Here is a 20,979-nt window from a genome sequence, read left to right on the forward strand (position 1 = left end):
CCGCACGGCGCGCCCCGCTTACCGCGCCGCTCTGGGAGGCCCGTAAGTGAACGACCACAGCAGCCACCGGCGACGTGCCAGCCAGTCGCCGGCGTGGCCCACCGGCGACGACCACGACACGCACGCCAAGCGCGAGCAGCCGCAGGAGCGCACCGGGTTCTGGAGCCCGTTGTGGGAGGACGACCATGACGACCGGCCCGCGGGCCGGTCCAACGGGTCCAACGGTCACGGGGCACACCACCCCCGACCGACCGGGTCCAACGGGTCCAACGGGTCCAACGGCCGCGCGTCCCACCAGCTGCCCGACCGTGACGCCAACGGCTCGCACCGCGGCGGCCCGCCGTCCCCCCGGTCGGCGCCACGCCCGGCCGCCGGCCCGGCGTGGCCGAGCGAGGAGCCGCCACCCGGTCCGCAGCGCCCGGGTGGTCCCAATGGTATGAACGGCGCCCGCCCGCCGGCCGGCCCGCCCACCCGCATGGTGCGTCCCGGGCCCGCGGGCCCGCCACGACCCGGCGGCCCTGCTGGTCTCGGCGGCCCTGGCCGCCCCGGTGACATCCCGGACGGCCCCACCGAGATGCTGCCCCCGGTGCATGGTGGTCGCACCGGTCCCGAGCCGGAGCTGCTGACCCACCGCGAGCTCGACTACGACGAGGACCCCTACGACGAGCGGGAGCTCGACCGCGAGCGGGTGCTCACCGACGAGGACGAGGACGGTCCGCTCACCGACGAGCAGCGCCTCAAGCGCCGCAAGAAGATCTGGCGCCGGGTCCGCCGCACGGCCTACGTGTTCATCGCGCTGATGATCATCGGTCCGATGATCGCCTTCTTCGTCGCGTACCAGATGGTCGAGGTGCCCTCCCCGGAGTCGATCAAGGACCAGCAAGGCCAGAGCGTCGTCCTGCAGTACGCGGACAAGTCCGAGATGGCCAAGGTCGCGCCCGACAACGGCCAGAACCGCACCATGGTCAAGTACAAGGACATCCCCGAGACCGTGCTGCACGCGGTGTTCGCGGCCGAGGACGCCGAGTTCATGACCAACCCGGGCTTCGACATCACGGGTGTGATGCGTGCCGGGTGGAACCAGGTCACCGGTGGCGAGGGCGGTGGCTCGACCATCACCCAGCAGTACATCAAGAAGGCTACGGGCAACGAGGAGAAGACCGTCACCCGTAAGGCGCTGGAAGTCGTCCAGGCCTACAAGATGAACAACACGTACAACAAAGAAGACATCATCACGGCCTACCTGAACACCATCTACTTCGGTCGCAGCGCCTACGGCATCTCCGCCGCCGCCAAGGCCTACTACAACAAGGACCTGAAGGACGTCAGCGCCTCCGAGGCCGCCCTGCTCGCCGGCATGATCCAGAACCCGGGCCGGTACGAGGAACAGGCCTACCTGGAGCAGCGCTGGAACTACGTCATGGACCAGATGGTCAACCACGGCTGGTTCCCGGCGGACAAGCGCAAGGCCGAGCCGTTCCCGAAGATGCAGCCGCTGGACAAGGCGCGGCCGAAGGCGCTGACGGGCCCGCGCGCACACATCCAGACAGCGGTCTTCGACGAGGTCGAGCGGGAGGCCGGGATCTCCCGGGAGGAGCTCCACGAGAAGGGCCTGGTCATCCGGACCACCATCGACCCGAAGGCCCAGACGATGGCCGAGAAGGCCGTGCGTGACGTGATGGCGGGCCAGCCCAAGAACATCCTGCCCGCGCTGGTGGCGGTCAACCCGAAGGACGGCTCGGTCGTCGCCTACTACGGCGGTGAGAACGGGATCGGCATCGACTGGGCCGCCCAGCCCCAGGAGCCCGGCTCCTCGTTCAAGCCGTTCGACCTGGTCGCGTTGCTGCAGGAGGGCAAGGGGCTCACGGAGCGCTACGACGGAACCTCCGGCCGCCGGTTCGAGGGCCGCGAGTCCGAGGTGCGCAACTCCGGTGGCGCGTCCTGCGGCAAGGAGTGCACGGTCGCGGAGGCGATGAAGCGGTCGATCAACACCGTGTTCTACGACATCGCGGTCAACACCGTCGGCACCAACCGGGTAGCCGCCGCCGCGAAGGCCGCCGGCATCGAGTCCGACCTGAACGGCCCCAAGAAAGGCCCGGACGCCGCGCCGGACGGCAACATCGCGATCGGCGGTGGCGACACCCGCGTGTCCACGCTGGAGATGGCCTCGGCGTACTCGACGTTCGCCAACGGCGGCACCTACCACGAGTCGCACATGGTCTCGTCGGTCGTCTGGCCGGACGGCAAGACCTACTGGCAGGCGCCCGACACCTCGAAGCCGGCGTTCGACCCCGACGACGGGCAGAACAACCACAAGATCGCCCGCAACGTCACCGAGTCGCTCGAGCCCGTGGTCGACTACTCCCACCTGGAGTGCGCCGACGACCGCGAGTGCGCCGGCAAGACCGGCACCCACCAGCTCGGCCTGACCGAGGACAACGCGAAGGCGTGGATGGTCGGCTACACGCCGCAGATCTCCACGGCGGTGTCGATGGGTGCCGAGGAGAAGAAGAAGCAGATGCCGCTGAAGAATTCCGAAGGCCGGATCGTGTACGGCTCCGGGTTGCCGGGGCAGATCTGGATGAAGTTCATGGACAGCTACCTCAAGGGCAAGCCGGTGGAGACGTTCGGCCGGTTCGACCCGATCGGCGAGGACTTCCACGACGCGGAGACCCAGACGAAGCAGTCCGACGACAAGCCCGACGGCAACCGGGACCAGAACCGGGGCCGCGGGCGCGGCAACGGCGGCGGCGGGAACGGCGGCGGCCAGACGACGACCGACAAGCCCGACACCGGGACCACCGACCCGCCCGACCCGAGTGAGACCGACCCGACGACGAGCGACGAGACCAACCCCTTCCCACCCTTCCCGGGAGTCAACGGGGGAGATGCTCCCTGACGGCTGAGGTAGCTCGCCAGACGGCGTAGGGCGCCCCGTAGCATCGCCCGCGTGCCAGGCGAAACGGAGTCTCCCCGCGATCACGGCGATCGCGGCGACGACCTGAGCGACCTGAACGACGACCCCGCCGGTGAGCGCGCACATGGGCGCGACGGCGGGGTCGTCGGCCGTTCGGCAGGGGTCGGCGAGGTCAGCGACACCGCGACGCTCACCCCCGAACAGCGTGTGGTGCCCACCTGGACCGAGCCGCTCGCGAGCGCCGCGAGCGCGCCCGTCGGCGGACCACTCGGCACGCACGCGGCGGTCGGCCGGCACTGGTTCTGGACGCCGCTGCGCGTCGCTCTCCTGCTCGCGGTGATCGGCCTGGCCATCGGCTGGTTCGGCAAGGCGGCGTGCGTCCAGCAGTACTACAACGAGGACCAGAAGCAGCTGGAGCTCGACTGGCGGTCGAACCGGCCGTTCGCCGCGATGTGCTACTCGGACATCATCCCGCTGTACTCGGCGGAGCGGCTGAACGAGGGCGGCTTCCCGTACAAGACCAGCTGGGTCGACGACGAGGGCAAGCCGACCGCGCACGTCCGGTACATGGAGTACCCGGTGCTCACCGGGCTCTTCCAGTGGGTCAACGCGAAGCTCACCGACGGCTGGACGGCGATCGCCGACGCCGGCTGGCTACCGACCGGTCTACCGGTCACGATCTTCTTCGACATCTCCGCCTTCTGGCTCGCGCTGGCCTGGCTGGTGACGATCTGGGCGGTGACGAGAACCGCGCGGCTGCGCCCGTGGGACGCCGCCCTGATCGCGGCGTCGCCACTGTTGATGGTGCACGCGTTCACGAACTTCGACACGCTCGCGACCGCCTTCGCGGCCACCGGCCTGCTCGCCTGGGCACGGAAGAAGCCGGTGCTCGCCGGCGTCCTGCTCGGCCTGGGTGGCGCGGCGAAGCTCTACCCGCTGTTCCTGCTGGGCCCGTTGCTGATCTTGTGCCTGCGCGCGGGGAAGACCCGCGACTGGGCGCGCTGCACGCTGGCCGCGATCCTCGCCTGGGCCGTGGTGAACGCGCCGATCATGATCGTTTACCCGCGCGGATGGTGGGAGTTCTTCCACCGCAACAACCTGCGCGGCGCGGACCCGGACTCGCTGTACAACGTGGTGAGCCAGTTCAGCGGCTGGTCCGGCTTCGACGGTCCGCTCGGTTTCGACCAGACCCCGGTGTGGCTCAACGCCGTGAGCGCGACCCTGTTCCTGCTCTGCTGCGCCGGGATCGCGTTCGTGGCGTTGCACGCCCCCGTGCGGCCGAGGCTGGCGCAGCTGTCGTTCCTCGTGGTGGCCGCGTTCCTGGTGACGAACAAGGTGTGGAGCCCGCAGTACTCGCTGTGGCTGGTGCCGCTGGCGGTGCTGGCCGTACCCCGCTGGCGGATCCTGCTGGCCTGGATGACCGTCGACGCCCTGGTGTGGGCCCCGCGCATGGCGTTCTACCTCGGCGACGAGAAGAAGGGCCTGCCGATCGACTGGTTCCTGTCCTTCGTCGTGCTGCGGGACCTCGCGGTCATCGCCCTGTGCGTCCTGGTGGTCTACGAGATCTACCGCCCGTCCCGCGACCTGGTCCGCCGCGGCGGTGGCGACGCCCCGGTGGACGACCCGGGCGGCGGCGTGCTCGACGGCGCCAAGGACAAGCTCATCCTGCGGGTCGGCCCCCGCCGGGTCGAGAAGCAAGCGGTCGCCGCGCCGAGCTGAACCTCAGGCGCGGCCCGGCGCGGTGGTCGGCTCGGCCGGTGTGCCGGGACCGCCGGCGAGTGGCGGGTCGTCGTCCATCGTGGACCTGGCGACCAGGAACGCGTAGAACAGCCCGACCAGCAGCGCGGCCCGGCCCCAGACCCCGACCATCACGGCCTGCGCGGCCAGGCCGTCGTAGATCCCGCCGTGCTTGCCGTAGAAGATCTCGTAGTACCAGCGAAAGATCCCGATGCCCATCGCGAGATCGGCCAGGAAGTAGGCCACGATCCAGCCCCACCGGATCCGCAGCAGCACGAACATCGGCACGAGCCAGAGCGTGTACTGCGGCGAGTGCACCTTGTGCAGCAACAAAAACCCGCACAGCATCGCCGCCGAGACCGCCAGCCACGGATACGTGCCCTGCCGCTGGTAGCGCACCCAGCCCAGCGCGCACGCGACCACGAACGAGACCAGCATCAGCGTCGGCGAGAGCACGCTGATGAGCTCCTGCACGGACTCGTTGTCCGGGTCGGACTCGGGGCGCAGGCCCCAGAACCAGATGGAGTTGGTCGTGATGTCGGCCTTGCGCAGCATCTGGAACGTGAACGACGCTTTGAGCCCGTCGAACCCGGCGACGGCGAAGGGGATGTTCACCAGCACCGCGGTGCCGAGCGCGGCCGCGCCCACCCGCACCGCGCCGGCCCAGTCCAGCGCCCTGCCCTTGACCCGGCCGGCGAACTCGGCGCCGCCGCGGCCGCCCGTCAACACGTAGAGCATCAGCGGCAGCACGAAGATCGCCGGGTACACCTTGAACGCGAAGCCGAGCCCCAGCAGCACCGCGGAGACCGTTGCCCTGGTCAGTAGCGGCCGATCCGCACCACGCGCGCCCCAGCCGCGGTGCACCACGTAGAACGCGGCCACCGCGCACAGCACGACCGGGAGCTCCCAGTTGTGGAACGCGTACATGACCAGCGGCGGCCCGATCGCCCACAGCAGTGCCCGCCAGCCGGACATCCGGCCCAGCAGCCACGCGGTACACAGCCCGAACGGCGCGAGCACGAGCGCGGACAGCAGCAGGAACTGGGCGTCCGTGTGCGCGAACAGCGCCGAGGCCCAGATGACCACGCCGGTGAGCACGGGGTACTCGACGACCCCGCCGACCGGCTGGCCATCGTCGGTGAGCTTGCCGTCGACGTAAGGGAACACGTGCCGGTCGATGTCCCTGCCGATCCACAGGAACTGGATGTCGGAGTAGCAGACGTCCTGCTTGCTGCGCAGGTCGTAGTCCGGGCCGCTGCGGCCGAGCTCGTTGAACTCCGGACCGGTGCACCTGTCCTTGTTGACGAAGCCGAGGATGAGCGTGCCGCCGCAGAACAGCACCAGCGCGATCAGCGCCAGCGGACCGAGCCGGGACGCGGTGCGGCGGACCCGTCCGCGGGACCGACTGGCCTCGTCCGGGGGGGCGACCTCCTCGGACACGGGATCGTCCGCCTTCCTCTTCGCCGCCGCACCGGCCGGCAGCGCGCTCACCGCCCCGTGGCCTCGCGCAGGAACGCGATGTCCTCCGCCTGGCCCTCGGCCGGGGTCTCCACCACGACCGGCGAGCCCGCCTCCTTGGCCACGGCCGCCAGCAGCTCCGGCTCGATCATGCCAGTCTTGATGTTGGCGTGCCGGTCCCGGGCGGAGTCGAACTCGTCGCGTGAGCTGTTCAGGTGCACCAGGTCGATCCGGCCGGTGATGGCCTTGACCCGGTCGACGATGCCGGACAGCTCCTCGCCCGCGGCGTGCGCGTGGCAGGTGTCGAGGCAGAACCCGGCGCCGAACTCGCCGACCTCGTCCCAGAGCCGGGCCAGCATGTCGAACTTGCGGGCCATCGCGTTGTCGCCGCCCGCAGTGTTCTCGATGAGGACGGGCAGCGGGAACCCGCCGGCCTCGGCCTGCCGCTCGAAGAACTTGCGCCAGTTGACCAGTCCCTGCGCCGGATCCTCGCCCTGGATGACGTGTCCACCGTGCACGATCAGGCCCTTGGCGCCGGTGGCCGCGGCCGACTCGGCGTACTGGGTGACCGTCTTGCGCGACGGGATGCGGATCCGGTTGTTGGTCGAGGCGATGTTGACCGGGTACGGCGAGTGGACGAACACGTCGATGCCGGCCTCGCGCAGGGCGTCGGCCTGCGGGTGCGGCGGCTGCGCCTTCCAACTCTGCGGGGCGCCGAGGAAGAACTGCACGACGTCCGCACCTCGCGCACGCGCGGCGCCGAGCGGGTCGTCGCTGTGGATGTGCGCGCCGATGCTCATGGCCCGCGAGCGTAGTCGGCGGGTCGGACACAAACGGGAGGCGCCCGCCCGCTCTCGACTACTCCGGTCGGCCTACCCCGTGCGGGTCCGGCCGGTCCGCCGATTCGATCCGCCTGGTCACCGTCACCGTCGCAGGTTACGGTCGTTAGACCTGGTAGGTGTTACCGACCAGTACTCCGAGCGGGAGGCGACATGCGAGGGCGCGTGCGAGGTGCCGCGGCCGCGGCCGCTCTCGTCCTGGCCGTGTGTGCCACCGGGCTGGTCTCGGGCGGCACGGCGAGCGCGGCCGAGCCCATCGTGGTCGGCGACTGCTCCACCACTGTCCAGGGCACGCCGGGCCAGCCGCTCGCGCTGAGCCCCTCCGCCGTGCTCGCGCCGGTGCTCAACGTGGTCCGCGCGGTCCCGATCCTCGGCCCCGGCCTGGTCGGCGCGGTCAGCACGCAGGTCTCGAAGATGGGCAACATCCCGCTCGGCACGCTGCCCGCCACCGACACGTCGGTCTCCGGCAGCCAGATCGCCTCGGCCGCGCTGCCGCGGATCCAGGCGGCCATCAAGAGCATCCCGCTCATCGGCGGCGTCCTCGCACAGATCCTCGGCGGCGTCCAGAGCGCCCTGACGTCCGGCTGCGGCATCGTCGTGGACGTCGCGAACACCGTCGCCGCCCCGGTCCAGGACGGCACGGACGCCGTCGCGGACGCCTCCGAGAAGGCCGTCGCCGGCATCATCCCCGGAGGCAGCACCGGGCTCGGCCCGGGCAACCCCGGCGGCGAGACTCCCGGCGGTCAGACCCCCGGCACCGGCGGCGGCCCGAACACCGGCATGCCCGGTCCCAACCAGCCCCCGCTCGGCGGCTACCAGCCCGGTGGCTGGTCGCTGTACGAACCAGGCCTGTGGAACTTCGGCCGCTCGCCGATGGCCGACTACGGCTCGATCCCGTTCGCCCGGCCCGGCCTGTTCGCACCGTCGCCCGGCGTCCGCTACGGCGGCAGCGTGCCCGGCTACACCCCGCAGTTCGGCATCCTCGGCACCGACAACCCCGGCGACGGCGTGCAGGCGGCCGGCCGGGCCGAGGCGCTGACCCCGCCGGAGGGCCAGAAGATCGCCTTCCCGGTGCTGCTGGCGGTGCTCGCGCTGTCCATGGTCACCGCCGCGCTCGTGCGTACCTGGGTGCTGCGCCGCACGCCCGCGGCCGCCCTGTAGCCTGTCTCTCGCAAGACCCCTCCTGCCACGGAGAGTCCGTGGCCGCCGAGTCCACAGGAGGTGAGTGGTCTTCATGCGTCATTACGAGGTAATGGTCATCCTCGACCCCACGCTCGACGAGCGCACAGTCGCTCCGTCCCTCGACACGTTCCTCAACGTCATCCGCACTTCCGGCGGAAACGTGGAGAAGGTCGACGTGTGGGGCAAGCGTCGGTTGTCGTTCGAGATCAACAAGCACACCGAGGGCATCTACGCGGTGCTCGACGTGAACGCGGATCCGGACGCGGTGAAGGAGTTGGACCGCCAGTTGGGACTCCAGGAGTCGGTGCTGCGGACCAAGGTCCTGCGGCGCGACCCCGCAGGAGCCTGAGACCGGGAGGTACAGCTATGGCTGGCGACACCGTCATCACTGTCATCGGCAATCTCACCGCCGACCCCGAGCTGCGGTTCACGCAGTCCGGCGCCGCGGTGGCCAACTTCACCGTCGCTTCGACACCCCGGACATTCGACCGCCAGAGCGGTGAATGGAAGGACGGCGAGGCGCTCTTCATGCGGTGCAACATCTGGCGGCAGTCCGCCGAGAACGTGGCCGAGTCGCTCACCCGCGGCGCCCGCGTGATCGTCAGCGGGCGGCTCAAGCAGCGGTCCTTCGAGACCCGCGAGGGTGAGAAGCGCACCGTCGTGGAGCTCGAGGTCGACGAGATCGGCCCGTCGTTGCGGTACGCCACCGCCAAGGTCAACAAGGTGAGCCGGGGCTCCGGCGGGGGTGGCTTCGGCGGCTCCGGCGGCTCCGGCGGCGGCGCCCCCGCTGATGACCCGTGGGGCTCCGCCCCGCCCGCCGGTTCCGGCGGCGGGTTCAGCGACGAGCCACCGTTCTGACACCGACACGCATCGCTTTCACTGACTACTCGGGAGACCAACCGTGGCCAAGCCACCCATTCGCAAGCCCAAGAAGAAGGTTTGCGTGTTCTGCAAGTCGAAGAAGTCCAAGGGCGAGACCCAGGCGATCGACTACAAGGACACCACGCTGCTCCGGAAGTACATCTCCGACCGCGGCAAGATCCGTGCCCGCCGGGTCACCGGCAACTGCAGCCAGCACCAGCGCGACGTCGCCATCGCGGTGAAGAACGCGCGGGAGATGGCGCTGCTGCCCTACACGTCGACCGCGCGCTGATCAGGAGTCCGCAGATGAAACTCATCCTCACCGCCGACGTGTCCGGCCTCGGTGGGCCGGGCGACATCGTCGAGGTCAAGGACGGCTACGGGCGCAACTACCTGCTGCCCCGGAAGCTGGCGATCGTCGCCACCAAGGGCGCGGAGAAGCAGGTGCAGACCATCCGCCGGGCGCAGACCGCGCGGTCGATCCGGGGTCTGGACCACGCGCAGGAGGTCAAGGCCACCCTGCAGAGCATCGACCCGGTGCCGTTCAGGGCCAAGGCCGCGGCCGGCTCGGGCAAGCTGTTCGGCTCGGTCACCACGGCCGACGTCGTGTCCGCGGTCAAGGCCGCCGGCGGCCCGGTGCTCGACAAGCGCTCCGTGGAGCTGACCGGTCACATCAAGACCGTCGGCAAGCATTCGGTCAGCGTGCGGCTGCACCCGGAGGTCACCGTCGCCTTCAACCTGGACGTCACCGCCGGCTGAGCTGACAGAGAGTAACGATCATCCTCAGCCCCGTGTCGGGCTCACCGAGCGCGACACGGGGCTGATGCTGTCCGGTCGAGTTATCCACATGTGGGTTAACCCGCACGGGGAGCCCGCCGGACGACACGCCGACAAGGCATTTTCACGCGACACGCCGCAGTCGGACCGGTTAGTTTTTCCACAACCTGTACACAAGCCCTGAGCTGCGCGTTTATCGTATGTTGAGAGAGCTGTCCACAAGTTGTCCCCACCTTCTCTCCGCCCTGGGGTTCGTTGCGCGCATGCATCCCCAGGCTGTCCACAGAAGCGTCCCCAGCAGGGTTTGGCATGACTCGATCAAGACCCCTAACCTCTCGCGTGGCTCCTAGCTCTGTGTAGGCGCAGCGCTCCCCGTCACCCCACTCGCGACACGCCGGTGGGCCCGGGGTCCTTGCTGCCATCGCCGCGGGTGCCTAACGTGTAGTATCGAACACCTGTGCGATGTTCTAGGAGGGGTTCTCGGTGGCGCTGACCGATGATCGGCCACCCGCGGCCGCTCCCGCGGGGAGTGGGCTCGACCGGCAGCCGCCGCAGGATCTGGCAGCGGAACAGAGCGTGTTGGGCGGCATGATGCTGTCCAAGGACGCCATCGCCGACGTGGTCGAGGTGCTCCGCCCAGGGGACTTCTACCGGCCGGCGCACCAGATGGTCTACGACTGTGTGCTCGACCTCTACGGCCGAGGCGAGCCGGCCGACGCCGTCACCGTGGCCGCGGAGCTGGAGCGACGCAGCGAGCTGCTCCGCGTCGGCGGGGCGCCGTACCTGCACACGTTGATCGCGACGGTGCCGACGGCGGCGAACGCCGGGTACTACGCGGAGATCGTGGCGGAGAAGGCCATTCTCCGGCGCCTCGTCGAGGCCGGCACCCGGATCGTGCAGCTGGGCTACGCCGGCGCCGAGGGCGCGGACGTCAACGAGGTGGTCGACCGCGCGCAGTCGTCCATCTACGAGGTCACCGAGCGCCGGATGAGCGAGGACTACGTCGCGCTCGAGGAGCTCCTGCAGCCGACCATGGACGAGATCGACGCCATCGCCTCCCGTGGCGGCTCGTCGCTGGGCGTACCAACGGGGTTCGAAGACCTGGACGCGGTCACCAACGGCCTGCACCCCGGCCAGATGATCATCGTGGCCGCCCGGCCCGGCATCGGCAAGTCGACGCTGGGCCTCGACTTCACCCGGTCCTGTTCGGTGAAGCACGGGATGACCAGCGTCATCTTCTCGCTGGAGATGAGCCGCACCGAGATCGTGATGCGCATGCTCTCGGCGGAGGCCAAGATCCGCCTGGCCGACATGCGCGGCGGCCGCATGACCGACGACGACTGGACGAGGCTGGCCCGCCGGATGAGCGAGGTCAGCGAGGCGCCGCTGTTCGTGGACGACTCCCCGAACCTGACGATGATGGAGATCCGCGCGAAGGCACGGCGCCTCAAGCAAAGGCACGACCTCAAGCTCATCGTGGTCGACTACATGCAGCTGATGACGTCCGGCAAGCGGGTGGAGAGTCGCCAGCAGGAGGTCTCGGAGTTCTCGAGGCAGCTGAAGCTGCTGGCCAAGGAGCTGGAAGTGCCCGTCGTGGCGATCAGCCAGCTGAACCGTGGCCCCGAGCAGCGCACGGACAAGCGGCCGATGCTGGCCGACCTGCGTGAGTCCGGCTCCCTGGAGCAGGACGCGGACATCGTGATCCTGATCAACCGCCCGGACGCCTGGGAACGCGACGACCCGAGGGCGGGCGAGGCCGACCTGATCCTGGCCAAGCACCGAGCGGGCCCCACCGCGACGGTGACCGTCGCGCACCAGCTGCACTACTCCCGCTTCGCGGACCTCGCCCAGGGCTGACCCCGCCGCTTTCAGCCATCGCCACGGATGTAAGCGCACCAAATGGCAACGGATTCACCGCTACGGGGGTATGCGGCGCTTGCTCTGTCCATGGTGGACACGAGAGGCTGCACGGACATTCGTCATGAGGTGCGGGGGCACATGCGGATCCGAGGTTGTCGATGACTGTCGCCGTGCCGGTGTGCCGCACCTGGCCGAGGCCTGCTGGGCGGAGTTGGTCGCCGAGCTCGGGGTCGGGTTGCTGCTCATCCATGCGGACGGCGCCGTGCGGGCGACCTCCGAGGCCGCGGCCCAGCTCCTCGGGTGCGATCCCGGAGGTGCGCGGCCGGACGGCTGGCGGCTCCGCGACGATCACGGCGCACCGCTGCCCGAACTCCATGTCCTTGCGGCACAGGCAAGGGACGCGGACACGCCCGCGACCATCCCGGTCGTGGTCACCGCTCGGCACCCGCCGCCACGCAGATTGTGGCTCGAGCTCTACCCGGCAACCCTTCGCGAGGAACGACTTGTGCTCGTCGTGCTGCGGCCGGTGTACACGGATATCTGGCGGGGCAAGGGTTTGCTCGATCCGCTAACCGGGCTCGCCAACCGCGTGCTCTTGTTCGACCGGCTCGACCAGGCGTTGCGCCGAGGCCGGGCGCGGGGGTCCGTCGTCACGTTCGTGCTCGCCGATCTTCGTGGGCTCGCTGCGTTGCCCGTCGAGGACGGGGACCGGTTGCTGCGCACGGTCGCCGAGCGGCTGACCGGCGGGCTGCGTGAGGACCACACCGTCGCCCGGTACGGCGGCGGCGTTCGCCGTCGTGGGGGAGCAGCCGCGGAACGCCGGGGGTGTGCTCGCGGAGCGGGTCTCCCGGCTCGTCGGGCATCCGGTGCGGGTGGGGTGGGCGACCAGCCACGGCGCCGACACCGTGTACGACCTCGTGTGTCAGGCCCAAAGACGGCTCGCATAGCGAAGGGCCCGGGAACCCAACGGCTCCCGGGCCCTTCGTCATGGATCCCGATCAGCCGATCGGGTGGGTGGTGAACAGGTTCGCCAGCGCGGCCCGCGTGTCGGACAGCGACGCGTCGTCCAGGGCGGACGTGGCGTCGACATCGGACAGCGCCGGGGCCTCGACCGGCAGGGTGTTCAGCGACGGGGCCTGCACGGCCGGCACCGCGGTGACATCGCCGACCGCCGGAACGGTGGGCACCACCTGGGTGACGTCGGTCAGGCCGGCCACCTGCGGCGCCGCCGGGAGGGCGGGCATCTGGGTGGTCACGTCGGCGAGGTCACCCACGGCGGGAACCGCCGGCAGCAGGGTGGTCGCGTCGGTGGCGTCGCCCACGGCCGGGAACGACTCCGTGGCACCGGACAGCATGGTCGGCGCACCGGCCAGCTCGTCGCTGATCGGCAGCTCCTCCAGCGGGATCTCGTTCATCGGCACGTCACCGACGGCGGGCAGGCCCACCGGCAGCTCGGACGCCGAACGGGCGTCGCCCAGGCTGAGCGCGCCGGCCGGCACCGCCAGCACGGCGGCGGCCGGGTCGGCGGCCGGGTCGGCGGCACTGAACAGCGTGCCGCTGACCGTCTCGAACGGGATGTCCTGGCGGGACCGCGGCATCGGGTACGGGAGGATGTGGTACTCGTCCGCACCGGTGACCGTGTCGGCGACCTCGGTCACCCGGTCCTGGCCGGGGAGCCCGGTCATGCCGTCCGCGAACCCGGTCAGCACCCCGCTGAACGACCCCGCGAACGGGGTCAGCTCGGCGGCCGGCAGCGCGACGTCACGCGGCATCGAACGCCCCTGCGTCGGCAGGATCGACGGCAGCTCGGTCGGCGAGAGGCCGCCGCTCACCGGCAGGTCCAGCTGCGGCTGGCCCTCGCCGACGGACAGCTCGCTGTCGTTGGCCGACTCGGTGATCGCCTGGGCGAGCACCTCCACCGGCACGTCGTAGACCGGCGCGTTGGCGCCGACCGGCAGCGTGCCGTCGATGCCGGAGAGCGAGCCGAACTCGCCGCTCGTGGTGGACGTGCCACCGACCGAGCCCTCGCTCACGTTGTCGCCGGACGCCACCGACTGGCTCTCCACCGCGGAGACCGCGTCGCCGAACGGCTGCGCGACCGCGCCCGCCGGCACGTCGACCAGGTTTCCGGACAGGAAGCCGGCGTCACCCGCGGTGTCGATGTCACCGCCCGAGGTGGCGTCGCTGTCGTTGTCTGCCACGGACGAGTTGACCCCGCCCACGCCGGACGCGACCGCCGCGAAGCTCTGCGCGACCGGCAGGGCCTGCGGGCTGACGACGTTGCCGGAGATGAGGCCGGCGGTGCCGTCGGTCTCGGTGTCGCCACCCGCGGTGGACTCGGTGTCCGAGGACGCGGCCGAGTCGTTGAGACCCAGCGCCGCGGCGGACTCGCCGAACGCCTGGGCGGCCGAGCCGACCGGGGCCGAAACGACGTTGCCCGAGCCGGCGGAGTTGGCGCCGTCGCTCATGTTGTCGCCACCGGCGGTGGTCTCGGTGTCGGCGATGGCTGCCTGCTGGCCCGCGGCGAGACCGCTGACGCCGGTCCCGAACACCTGGGCCGGGACGGACACCGGAACCGTGCCGATGTTGCCGGAGCCGAGGCCCGCCGTACCGGTGGCCTTGTTGTCGCCGCCGGCCGTGACCACGTTGTCGGTCGCGGCCATGGCCTCGGTGAAGGCCACCGCGCCCGCGCTGTTGCCGAACGCCTGCGCCGCGCCCGCGACCGGAGTGCTCACCAGGTTGGAGGCGAGCAGACCGTTGTCGTCGTCGGTGTTGCTGCCGCCGCCGGTGGTCGTCTCCTTGGTCTCGACGGCCGCGGCCTGGGCGCCACCGGCAGCCGCGCCGGTGTTGCCGAAGCCCTCGACCGGGAGCGAGACGGGCGTGGTGACCGCGTTGCCGCCACCGGCGGAGTCGTCACCGGTGGTACCGGTGTTGCCGCCCGCGGTCGAGGTCACGTCGTTGACGGAGTCGGCCGAGGCGGCACCCGCGCCGGCCGCGGCGTTGGTGAACACCTCCGCCGGGCCGCCGACGGGGGCGGTGGCGGTGGTGCCGGACAGCACGCTGTCGTGGCCACGCGTGTACGAGTCGCCGCCCGCGGTCGAGTCGACCGTGTTGTCGGCCGTGGCCTCGGCGTTGCCCACAGCGGCCGCGGCGTTGCCGAAGCCGTCGGCGGGCAGTGCCACCGGCGCGTGCGCGATCGAGCCGGACGCGACCGAGCCCTCACCGGTGCTGCGGTTGCCGCCGCCCGCGTCGGTCTCGGTGCTGCTGGTGCAGTCCGCGGAGGAGCCGCCGGCCGCCGCACCCGCGTTGCCGCAGAGCAGGACCGGACCGCTGGCCGCGGGCTGCGCGACGTTGCCCGCGAGCAGCGCCGGGTCGCCGTTGGTCTCGATGTAGGTCGGCACGCCGTAGAGGCCGGGCCGCTCCTTGCCCGCCTGGGCGTCCGCGGTGGAGTCGGACTCCGCGTCGGACTTGCCGAGGCCCGCGACCGCGTTCCCGTTGAGCTCGACCGGGGTGGCGACCGGCACGCCCGCGGCGTTGCCCGAGCCCGCGCTGTCCATGCCGGAGGTGAGCACGTAGCCACCCGAGGTCGCCGAGGTCTCCGCCTCGGACATGGCCTCGGACCTGCCGGCGCCGGCGATCGCGTTGCCGGTGACCTGCACCGGGGTGGCACCGTGGCCGGCGACGGCGTTGCCGGCCAGGAAGCCGTTGCTGCCGTCGGTGGTGACGTCGCTCGTCGCGGTCGTCTCGTGCGTCGCGGAGCTCTCCGCGGACGCCTTGCCCAGCGCGGCGATCGCGTTGCCGGTGATCTGGATCGGCGCGGCGTAGTCGAGGTCGACCACGTTGCCGCCGAGGAAGGTGCCCTCGCCGTTGGTCACGACGTTCTCGTGGCCGGCGTCGTACCGCGTGTGGGACTCGTCCTCGACCTCGGCCTTGCCGGCGATCGCGACCGCGTTGCCGGTGATGACCACCGGCACGACCACGTCGCCGTCGACCCGGTTGCCGGCCAGCACGCCCTCGACGTCGGGCAGACCGGGCGTCCGCGGGAGCGCGGGGGTGCTCGGGACGTTCAGGCCCGCCTTGGCGGCGGTGGCCTCGGCCTTGTCCGTGAGCGGTGTGGCCTTGTCCGTGACCCTGTCCGTGACCGGCTGGGCCTGGTCGGTCACCTTGGCGGTGACGCCGTCGACGACGGGCTGGGCCTGGTCGGTGACCTTGCCGGCGACCGGGGCCGCGGCCTGCCGGGCCTTGTCCACCACGGGCGCGACGGCCGGGGCGGCCTTGTCCGCCATCGGCACGGCGCCGGTCAGGTCGGCGACGCTGACCCGGAGGTCCTTGTGGATCGTCGGCACGGCCTTCTGGCCGAACGGCGTGCCGAGCGCGTTGTTGTCGATGTGGACGGGGACGGTGATCGAACCGTCAAGCGGCGATGCCGGCTTGTCCGGGTTGACGTCCTCGTCGGCAGAAGCGATGCCGGTACCCAGCATCAGCAAACCACCAGTGACTAGCGCGGTCTGGAGACCCCGCTTCGCCCAGGTTTGCATCGTGTGATGCTCCTTTCGTATTTCCCTTGGGGGTTTTGGCGGGTGGCCGGACACGGGTCGACGTGGAGACGCGTGTCGGGGCAGACGACCACCCGGGTCGGAGGCGGGCAGGAGCCCGCGGGGGATGGGCGCGGCACCGCACGGCGGTGCACCGGGCACACCGAGCACCTGGGCTCGGGCCGGTCGCGCCGCTTACTCAGTCAGGGCTGACGCCGGGCTGTGCGCCGACGCGCCCGAAAGTGGTGGCCACGGTGGCGGGCACGGTGAGCCCGCGAACCAGCGCGGTCGCGCGGTCCTGCCACGGAAGCGCCGCGAACAGCGACGGGTCGGCCGGGTTGCCGGTGGAGCCGTTGTGGCTCGAGGTCGGCACGGTCGGCAGAGCCGGCAGAGCCGGCGCGAACGGCGTCGGCCAGGTCGGGAGATCCGGGGAGGACGGCGCGCCCGGATCCGGCGAGCCACGCCGGGACATGCCGTCCGAGTGCGCGCGGCCGGTGGCGGTGTGCTCGGCCGTCCGGTCCGGGTCGACGCCGGCGGTGGCGACGGAGCCGGACCCCGCGGCGGCCGGCGAGCTCGCGGGGCTGTCCGACCGGCCGAGGCCGCTGTCGTCGCCCGGCGCCCGCACGTCGCCGCCGATGCCCTCGATGTCGCCGTGGACGCCGCACAGCTTGTCCGCACACTGCGGTAGCTGCTCGACGCGGTCCGAGGCGCGCTCGCCGAACCGGTCGGCCGCCTCGTTGACCTTCTCGCCGAACTCCCCGAGCGGGTTCTTCGGCGGCGGGGTGTCGCGCAGGTTGTCGACGACCGAGTGCACCGCGTCGGAGACGGGCGCGACGACGGTGGTGACGACCGGGATCTCGGGAGCGGTCGGCGCCGTGTCGGCGGACGCCCCCGTGGTCGACAGGCACCAGGCGATGGCGGTTCCGGCGGCTGCGCCGCCGACGACCGTCAACGTGCGTACGACGACGCGCCGCGCGAACGCGGCCGTCTCCCGCACACTGCTGGTCGCCTGGTCCACTCAGAGTCCTTGTCTGGTTCGGAGCTCCGCCTGCGAACGCTTCGCACTCACTCGGTCACGTTTGGTTCCGGCGGGCCGTGCAGCAGGAGGTTTTCACTACGCGGGGCCGCAACGCACGCTCAACGCGGCTGAACCCCCTGATCGTGTGACGAACACAGTGTGTTTCCACAACTCACGAACCGTAGTCACCACAGGCGAGCGGCCATGTCGGCAAAATCCGTCCACAGGCACGAAAATGTGCCGACCGACCGCCGGATCACCTGCCGGACGTCCGAGTCGATCGATACCGTTTCGATGTGACCAGATCTCGTCGCGAGCAGAAGTCCTCGCGCAAGCCCCCGGCCGACGTCACCGAGCTTGTGCCCACAGGGCTTCGGGTCAGCGCGGCGCTGTCCTGGCGGTTCATCGTCGTCATCGCCGCGCTGTACGTCATCGTGTACCTGGCCGGCTACTTCTCGCACCTGATCGTGCCGATCGCGATCGCGTTGCTGCTGGCGGCGTTGATGGCGCCGGGTGTGGATCGCCTGGTGCGGTGGAGAGTTCCGCGCGGCGCGGCGTCGGCGATCGTGATGGTGCTGGGCATCGCGGTGGTCGGCGGGCTCATCACGTTCGTCATCATCACGTTCACCAACGGACTTCCCCAGCTGCAGCAACAGGTGTCCGACTCGCTCGACCAGATCCGTGACTGGCTCACCACCGGGCCGCTGCACCTGCGCACCCAGCAGATCCAGTCGTTCATCAACGACACGGTCGACGCGATCCAGAGCAACCAGGCGGCGATCACCGAGGGCGCGATCACCACCGCCACCACCATCGGCGAGATCCTCACCGGCCTGCTGCTCATCATGTTCGTCCTGATCTTCTTCCTCTACGACGGCCCGGGCATCTGGACCTTCGTCACGCGCGCCGTCCCGCGGCGGGTCCGCGACCGCGTGGACGTGGCCGGCCGCCGCGGGTTCGCCGCGCTGGTCAGCTACGTGCGGGCCACGGCGGCCGTGGCGTTGGTCGACGCGGTCGGCATCGGCGTCGGGCTCGCGATCGTGGGGGTTCCCCTGGTGATCCCGTTGTCCGCGCTGGTGTTCCTGTCCGCGTTCGTGCCGATCATCGGTGCGGTGCTGGCCGGCACGGTCGCCGTCCTGATCGCGCTGGTGGCCAACGGCTTCGTCCAGGCACTGGTCGTGCTGGCCATCGTGATCGGGGTGATGCAGCTGGAGAGCCACGTGCTGCAGCCGTGGCTGCTCGGCCGCGCGGTTCGGCTGCACCCGCTCGCGGTGGTGCTCGCCATCGCGGCCGGGTTGATCGCCGCCGGGATCGCCGGTGCGCTGCTGTCGGTGCCGCTGCTCGCCGTGCTCAACGCCGGCGTCAAGTCGTTGCTGACCGAGGAGGACGGCACCGACCCCGACCAGATCGACGTGCTGCACGCGCAGGAGACCGAGACACCCCAGGTGGAGGAGAAGAAGCCCGGCGACACCAAAGCGACGTGGGAACGACCGTGACCACGGCCGGTGCATGGGCCCGGAAGGACCCGACGACACCGTTGTGGCGCGCGGCGGTGGTGCTGCGCGTGCTCACGCTGCTGTTCGCCGCCGGGGTGGTCCTCGCCTACTACGACGAGTACGCCCGCCCGAGGCTCGGGCTGGTGACGATCGGCGTGATGACGGTGTGGACCGCGGTGATCGCGGTCCGGTACCTGCGGGTGACCGACCGGCTGCTCGGCTTCACCGTGGCCGATCTCGCGGTGAGCTGCGCGCTGATGTGCATGTCGCGGTTGGTGCTCACGCCGGAGCAGCTGCACGTCGACACCGTGCCGCTGGTCACCACGGTGTGGGTCACCGGGGTCGTCGCGGCCGGCGCGGTGTGCGCGGGCCCCACCGTCGGGGCGGTGTTCGGCGCGGTGATCGCCGCGTTCAACTACGGCGTGCGCGGCTACGTCGACATCGACCTCACCCGGGACCTGACGTTGCTGGTGGGGGTCGGTTTCGTGCTCGGCCTGGCGGCAGCCTCGTCACGCCGGTCGGCCGAGCGGCTCGCCACCGCGTTGCGGGCGGAGGCGGCCACCGCCGAGCGGGAGCGGCTCGCCCGGTCCATTCACGACGGCGTGCTGCAGGTCCTGGCCAGGGTGCGCCGGCGTGGCGTGGAGCTGGGTGGGGAGGCCGCGGAGCTCGCGCGGCTGGCCGGCGAGCAGGAGATCGCGCTGCGCACGCTGGTGTCCACCGCGCCGGAGTCGACACGGTCCGCCGAGGACGGGTCGACGGACCTGGGTGCCCGGCTGCGGTTGCTGGCCAGCGGGCAGACACAGGTGTCGGTGCCGGCGACGGCGGTGCGGCTGCCCGCGTCGGTCGCGGCCGAGCTGGAGGCGGTGGTGCGCGAGGCGCTGTCGAACGTCGCCAAGCACGCCGGCGGGGACGCGCGGGCGTGGGTGCTGCTCGAGGACCTGGGCGCCGAGATCATCCTGAGCGTGCGGGACGACGGCGTCGGGTTCGCGCCGGACCGGATCGACGAGGCGGAGAGGGAGGGGCGGATGGGGATCGCGCGCTCGATACGTGGCCGGGTCACCGACCTCGGCGGGAGCGTCACGGTGGACACCGCGCCGGGGGCCGGCGTGGAGTGGGAGCTGCGGGTGCCGCGGCGGGCCGGGGTCCACCGGTGACATCGCCGCCGATCACCGTGATGGTCGTCGACGATCACCCGATGTGGCGCGACGGGGTGGCTCGGGATCTCGCCGAGCGTGGCTTCGAGGTGCGCGCCACCGCGGGCGACGCCGACGCGGCGGTGCGCATCGCGGGCACCGTGCGGCCGGACGTCGTGCTGATGGACCTCAACCTGGGCTCGGTGAACGGAGAGCCGGTGTCCGGGGTGGCGGCCATCCGGGAGATCACCGGCGCGCTCGCCGGCACCCGGGTGCTGGTGCTCTCCGCGTCGGGCGAGCATGCCGACGTGCTGGAGGCGGTGAAGGCGGGCGCCTCGGGGTACCTGATCAAGTCGGCGTCGGTGGCGGAGCTCGCCGAGGCGGTGCGGCAGACCGCGGCCGGTGACGCGGTGTTCACGCCCGGGCTCGCCGGCCTGGTGCTCGGCGAGTACCGCCGGATGGCCGCCGAGTCACCGGCCGGGTTCGACGAGCCGAGCCTGACCCAGCGGGAGACCGAGGTGCTCCGCCTGGTGGCGAAGGGGTTGACCGCACGGCAGATCGCGGGCCGGCTCACGCTCTCGCACCGCACGATCGAGAACCACGTGCAGTCGACGCTGCGCAAGCTGCAGCTGCACAACCGGGTCGAGCTGGCCCGCTACGCCATCGAGCACGGGCTGGACGAACAACCGGATGGCGGGCCGCAATAGGCTGGTCACATGCATGACCCGCGCCTTCTTCTGGACCCCGCCACGGACGCGGCGCGCAAGCTCGCGCGCCGCGGCTACCACCTGGACCTGACCCAGCTGGAGAAGCTGTTCGGTCAGCGCACGGCCACCGTGCAGGCGGCCGACGAGTCCCGCGCGGAGTCCAACCGGGCGGCCAAGGAGGTCGGCGCGGCGGCCAAGCGCGGCGAGGACGCGTCGTCGCTGCGCGAGCACGCGCGCACGCTCAAGACCCGCATCCAGGAGCTCGAGGAGCAGCACCGCCAGCTCGCCGCGGAGCTCGACGAGTTCCTGCTGGGCGTGCCGAACCTGCCCGCCGACGAGCTGCCCGACGGCAACACCGAGGACGACGCCGAGGAGGTCGGCCGCTGGGGCGAAGTGCCGGCGTTCGACTTCGAGCCGGCCGACCATGTCGATCTCGGTGAGCGGCTGGGCATCCTGGAC

At 71.2% G+C, this 20,979-nt stretch carries 16 protein-coding genes and 1 pseudogene; 13 read left to right on the forward strand and 4 right to left on the reverse strand.

The window, feature by feature from the left end:
- Positions 1–46 precede the first annotated feature (46 nt).
- Together GEV28_RS11755 and GEV28_RS11760 are read left to right on the forward strand one after the other, a co-directional pair.
- Positions 47–2,899 carry a transglycosylase domain-containing protein gene (locus GEV28_RS11755; RefSeq protein WP_291411590.1) on the forward strand — a complete coding sequence of 951 codons (2,853 nt, stop codon included), beginning with the start codon at positions 47–49 and terminating at the stop codon, positions 2,897–2,899.
- 225 nt (positions 2,900–3,124) lie between these two features.
- Positions 3,125–4,636, forward strand: coding sequence for a glycosyltransferase 87 family protein (locus GEV28_RS11760; protein WP_291411625.1), 1,512 nt, complete (start codon positions 3,125–3,127; stop codon positions 4,634–4,636).
- A gap of 3 nt (positions 4,637–4,639) precedes the next feature.
- Here GEV28_RS11760 and GEV28_RS11765 read toward each other — a convergent pair whose 3' ends face one another.
- Together GEV28_RS11765 and GEV28_RS11770 are read right to left on the reverse strand one after the other, a co-directional pair.
- Complete coding sequence (locus GEV28_RS11765; protein ID WP_291411627.1) at positions 4,640–6,013, reverse strand: glycosyltransferase 87 family protein; 1,374 nt, start codon at positions 6,011–6,013, stop codon at positions 4,640–4,642.
- A 128-nt stretch (positions 6,014–6,141) separates the two neighbouring features.
- The gene (locus tag GEV28_RS11770) at positions 6,142–6,912 is read right to left on the reverse strand and encodes a deoxyribonuclease IV (RefSeq protein ID WP_291411592.1); all 771 of its coding nucleotides are present in this window, start codon (positions 6,910–6,912) and stop codon (positions 6,142–6,144) included.
- A 192-nt stretch (positions 6,913–7,104) separates the two neighbouring features.
- On the opposite strand from GEV28_RS11770, the gene GEV28_RS11775 reads away from it, so the two are divergent.
- From GEV28_RS11775 to GEV28_RS42245, 7 genes are all read left to right on the forward strand, one after another.
- Complete coding sequence (locus GEV28_RS11775) at positions 7,105–8,112, forward strand: hypothetical protein (RefSeq protein ID WP_291411594.1); 1,008 nt, start codon at positions 7,105–7,107, stop codon at positions 8,110–8,112.
- Positions 8,113–8,185: 73 nt separating this feature from the next.
- Positions 8,186–8,482, forward strand: coding sequence for a 30S ribosomal protein S6 (gene rpsF, locus GEV28_RS11780; RefSeq protein WP_291411596.1), 297 nt, complete (start codon positions 8,186–8,188; stop codon positions 8,480–8,482).
- 17 nt (positions 8,483–8,499) lie between these two features.
- Positions 8,500–8,991 (forward strand): single-stranded DNA-binding protein, encoded by a 492-nt coding sequence (locus GEV28_RS11785; protein ID WP_291411598.1) that lies wholly within the window; start codon positions 8,500–8,502, stop codon positions 8,989–8,991.
- A gap of 43 nt (positions 8,992–9,034) precedes the next feature.
- Complete coding sequence (rpsR, locus tag GEV28_RS11790; protein WP_291411600.1) at positions 9,035–9,286, forward strand: 30S ribosomal protein S18; 252 nt, start codon at positions 9,035–9,037, stop codon at positions 9,284–9,286.
- 14 nt (positions 9,287–9,300) lie between these two features.
- Entirely contained in the window at positions 9,301–9,753 is a 453-nt protein-coding gene (rplI, locus tag GEV28_RS11795) for a 50S ribosomal protein L9 (RefSeq protein WP_291411602.1), read from the forward strand.
- A gap of 501 nt (positions 9,754–10,254) precedes the next feature.
- Positions 10,255–11,628, forward strand: coding sequence for a replicative DNA helicase (gene dnaB / locus GEV28_RS11800; RefSeq protein WP_291411604.1), 1,374 nt, complete (start codon positions 10,255–10,257; stop codon positions 11,626–11,628).
- Between the two features lie 124 nt (positions 11,629–11,752).
- Entirely contained in the window at positions 11,753–12,652 is a 900-nt protein-coding gene (locus GEV28_RS42245; protein ID WP_367115088.1) for a diguanylate cyclase, read from the forward strand.
- Here GEV28_RS42245 and GEV28_RS11810 read toward each other — a convergent pair.
- Positions 12,630–16,112 (reverse strand): hypothetical protein, encoded by a 3,483-nt coding sequence (locus GEV28_RS11810; protein WP_291411608.1) that lies wholly within the window; start codon positions 16,110–16,112, stop codon positions 12,630–12,632. The two genes, GEV28_RS42245 and GEV28_RS11810, sit on opposite strands and share 23 nt — an antisense overlap.
- Before the next feature lie 253 nt (positions 16,113–16,365).
- Positions 16,366–17,184 (reverse strand): hypothetical protein, encoded by an 819-nt coding sequence (locus tag GEV28_RS11815; protein WP_291411610.1) that lies wholly within the window; start codon positions 17,182–17,184, stop codon positions 16,366–16,368.
- A 296-nt stretch (positions 17,185–17,480) separates the two neighbouring features.
- Here GEV28_RS11815 and GEV28_RS11820 point away from each other — a divergent pair, with 296 nt between their 5' ends.
- The 4 genes and pseudogenes from GEV28_RS11820 to GEV28_RS11835 all read left to right on the forward strand — a co-directional run.
- On the forward strand, positions 17,481–18,680 hold the full coding sequence (locus tag GEV28_RS11820; RefSeq protein ID WP_291411612.1) for an AI-2E family transporter: 1,200 nt from the start codon (positions 17,481–17,483) through the stop codon (positions 18,678–18,680).
- Positions 18,665–19,834 (forward strand): DUF5931 domain-containing protein, encoded by a 1,170-nt coding sequence (gene macS / locus GEV28_RS11825; protein ID WP_291411614.1) that lies wholly within the window; start codon positions 18,665–18,667, stop codon positions 19,832–19,834. Before GEV28_RS11820 ends, macS begins: the two co-directional genes overlap by 16 nt.
- Positions 19,835–19,854: 20 nt before the next feature.
- Positions 19,855–20,520, forward strand: coding sequence for a response regulator transcription factor (locus GEV28_RS11830; protein WP_291411629.1), 666 nt, complete (start codon positions 19,855–19,857; stop codon positions 20,518–20,520).
- A 9-nt stretch (positions 20,521–20,529) separates the two neighbouring features.
- Positions 20,530–20,979, forward strand: a pseudogene (locus GEV28_RS11835) (serine--tRNA ligase); the annotation flags it as partial.

Source organism: Actinophytocola sp., assembly GCF_009379765.1.
GTDB lineage: Bacteria > Actinomycetota > Actinomycetes > Mycobacteriales > Pseudonocardiaceae > Actinophytocola.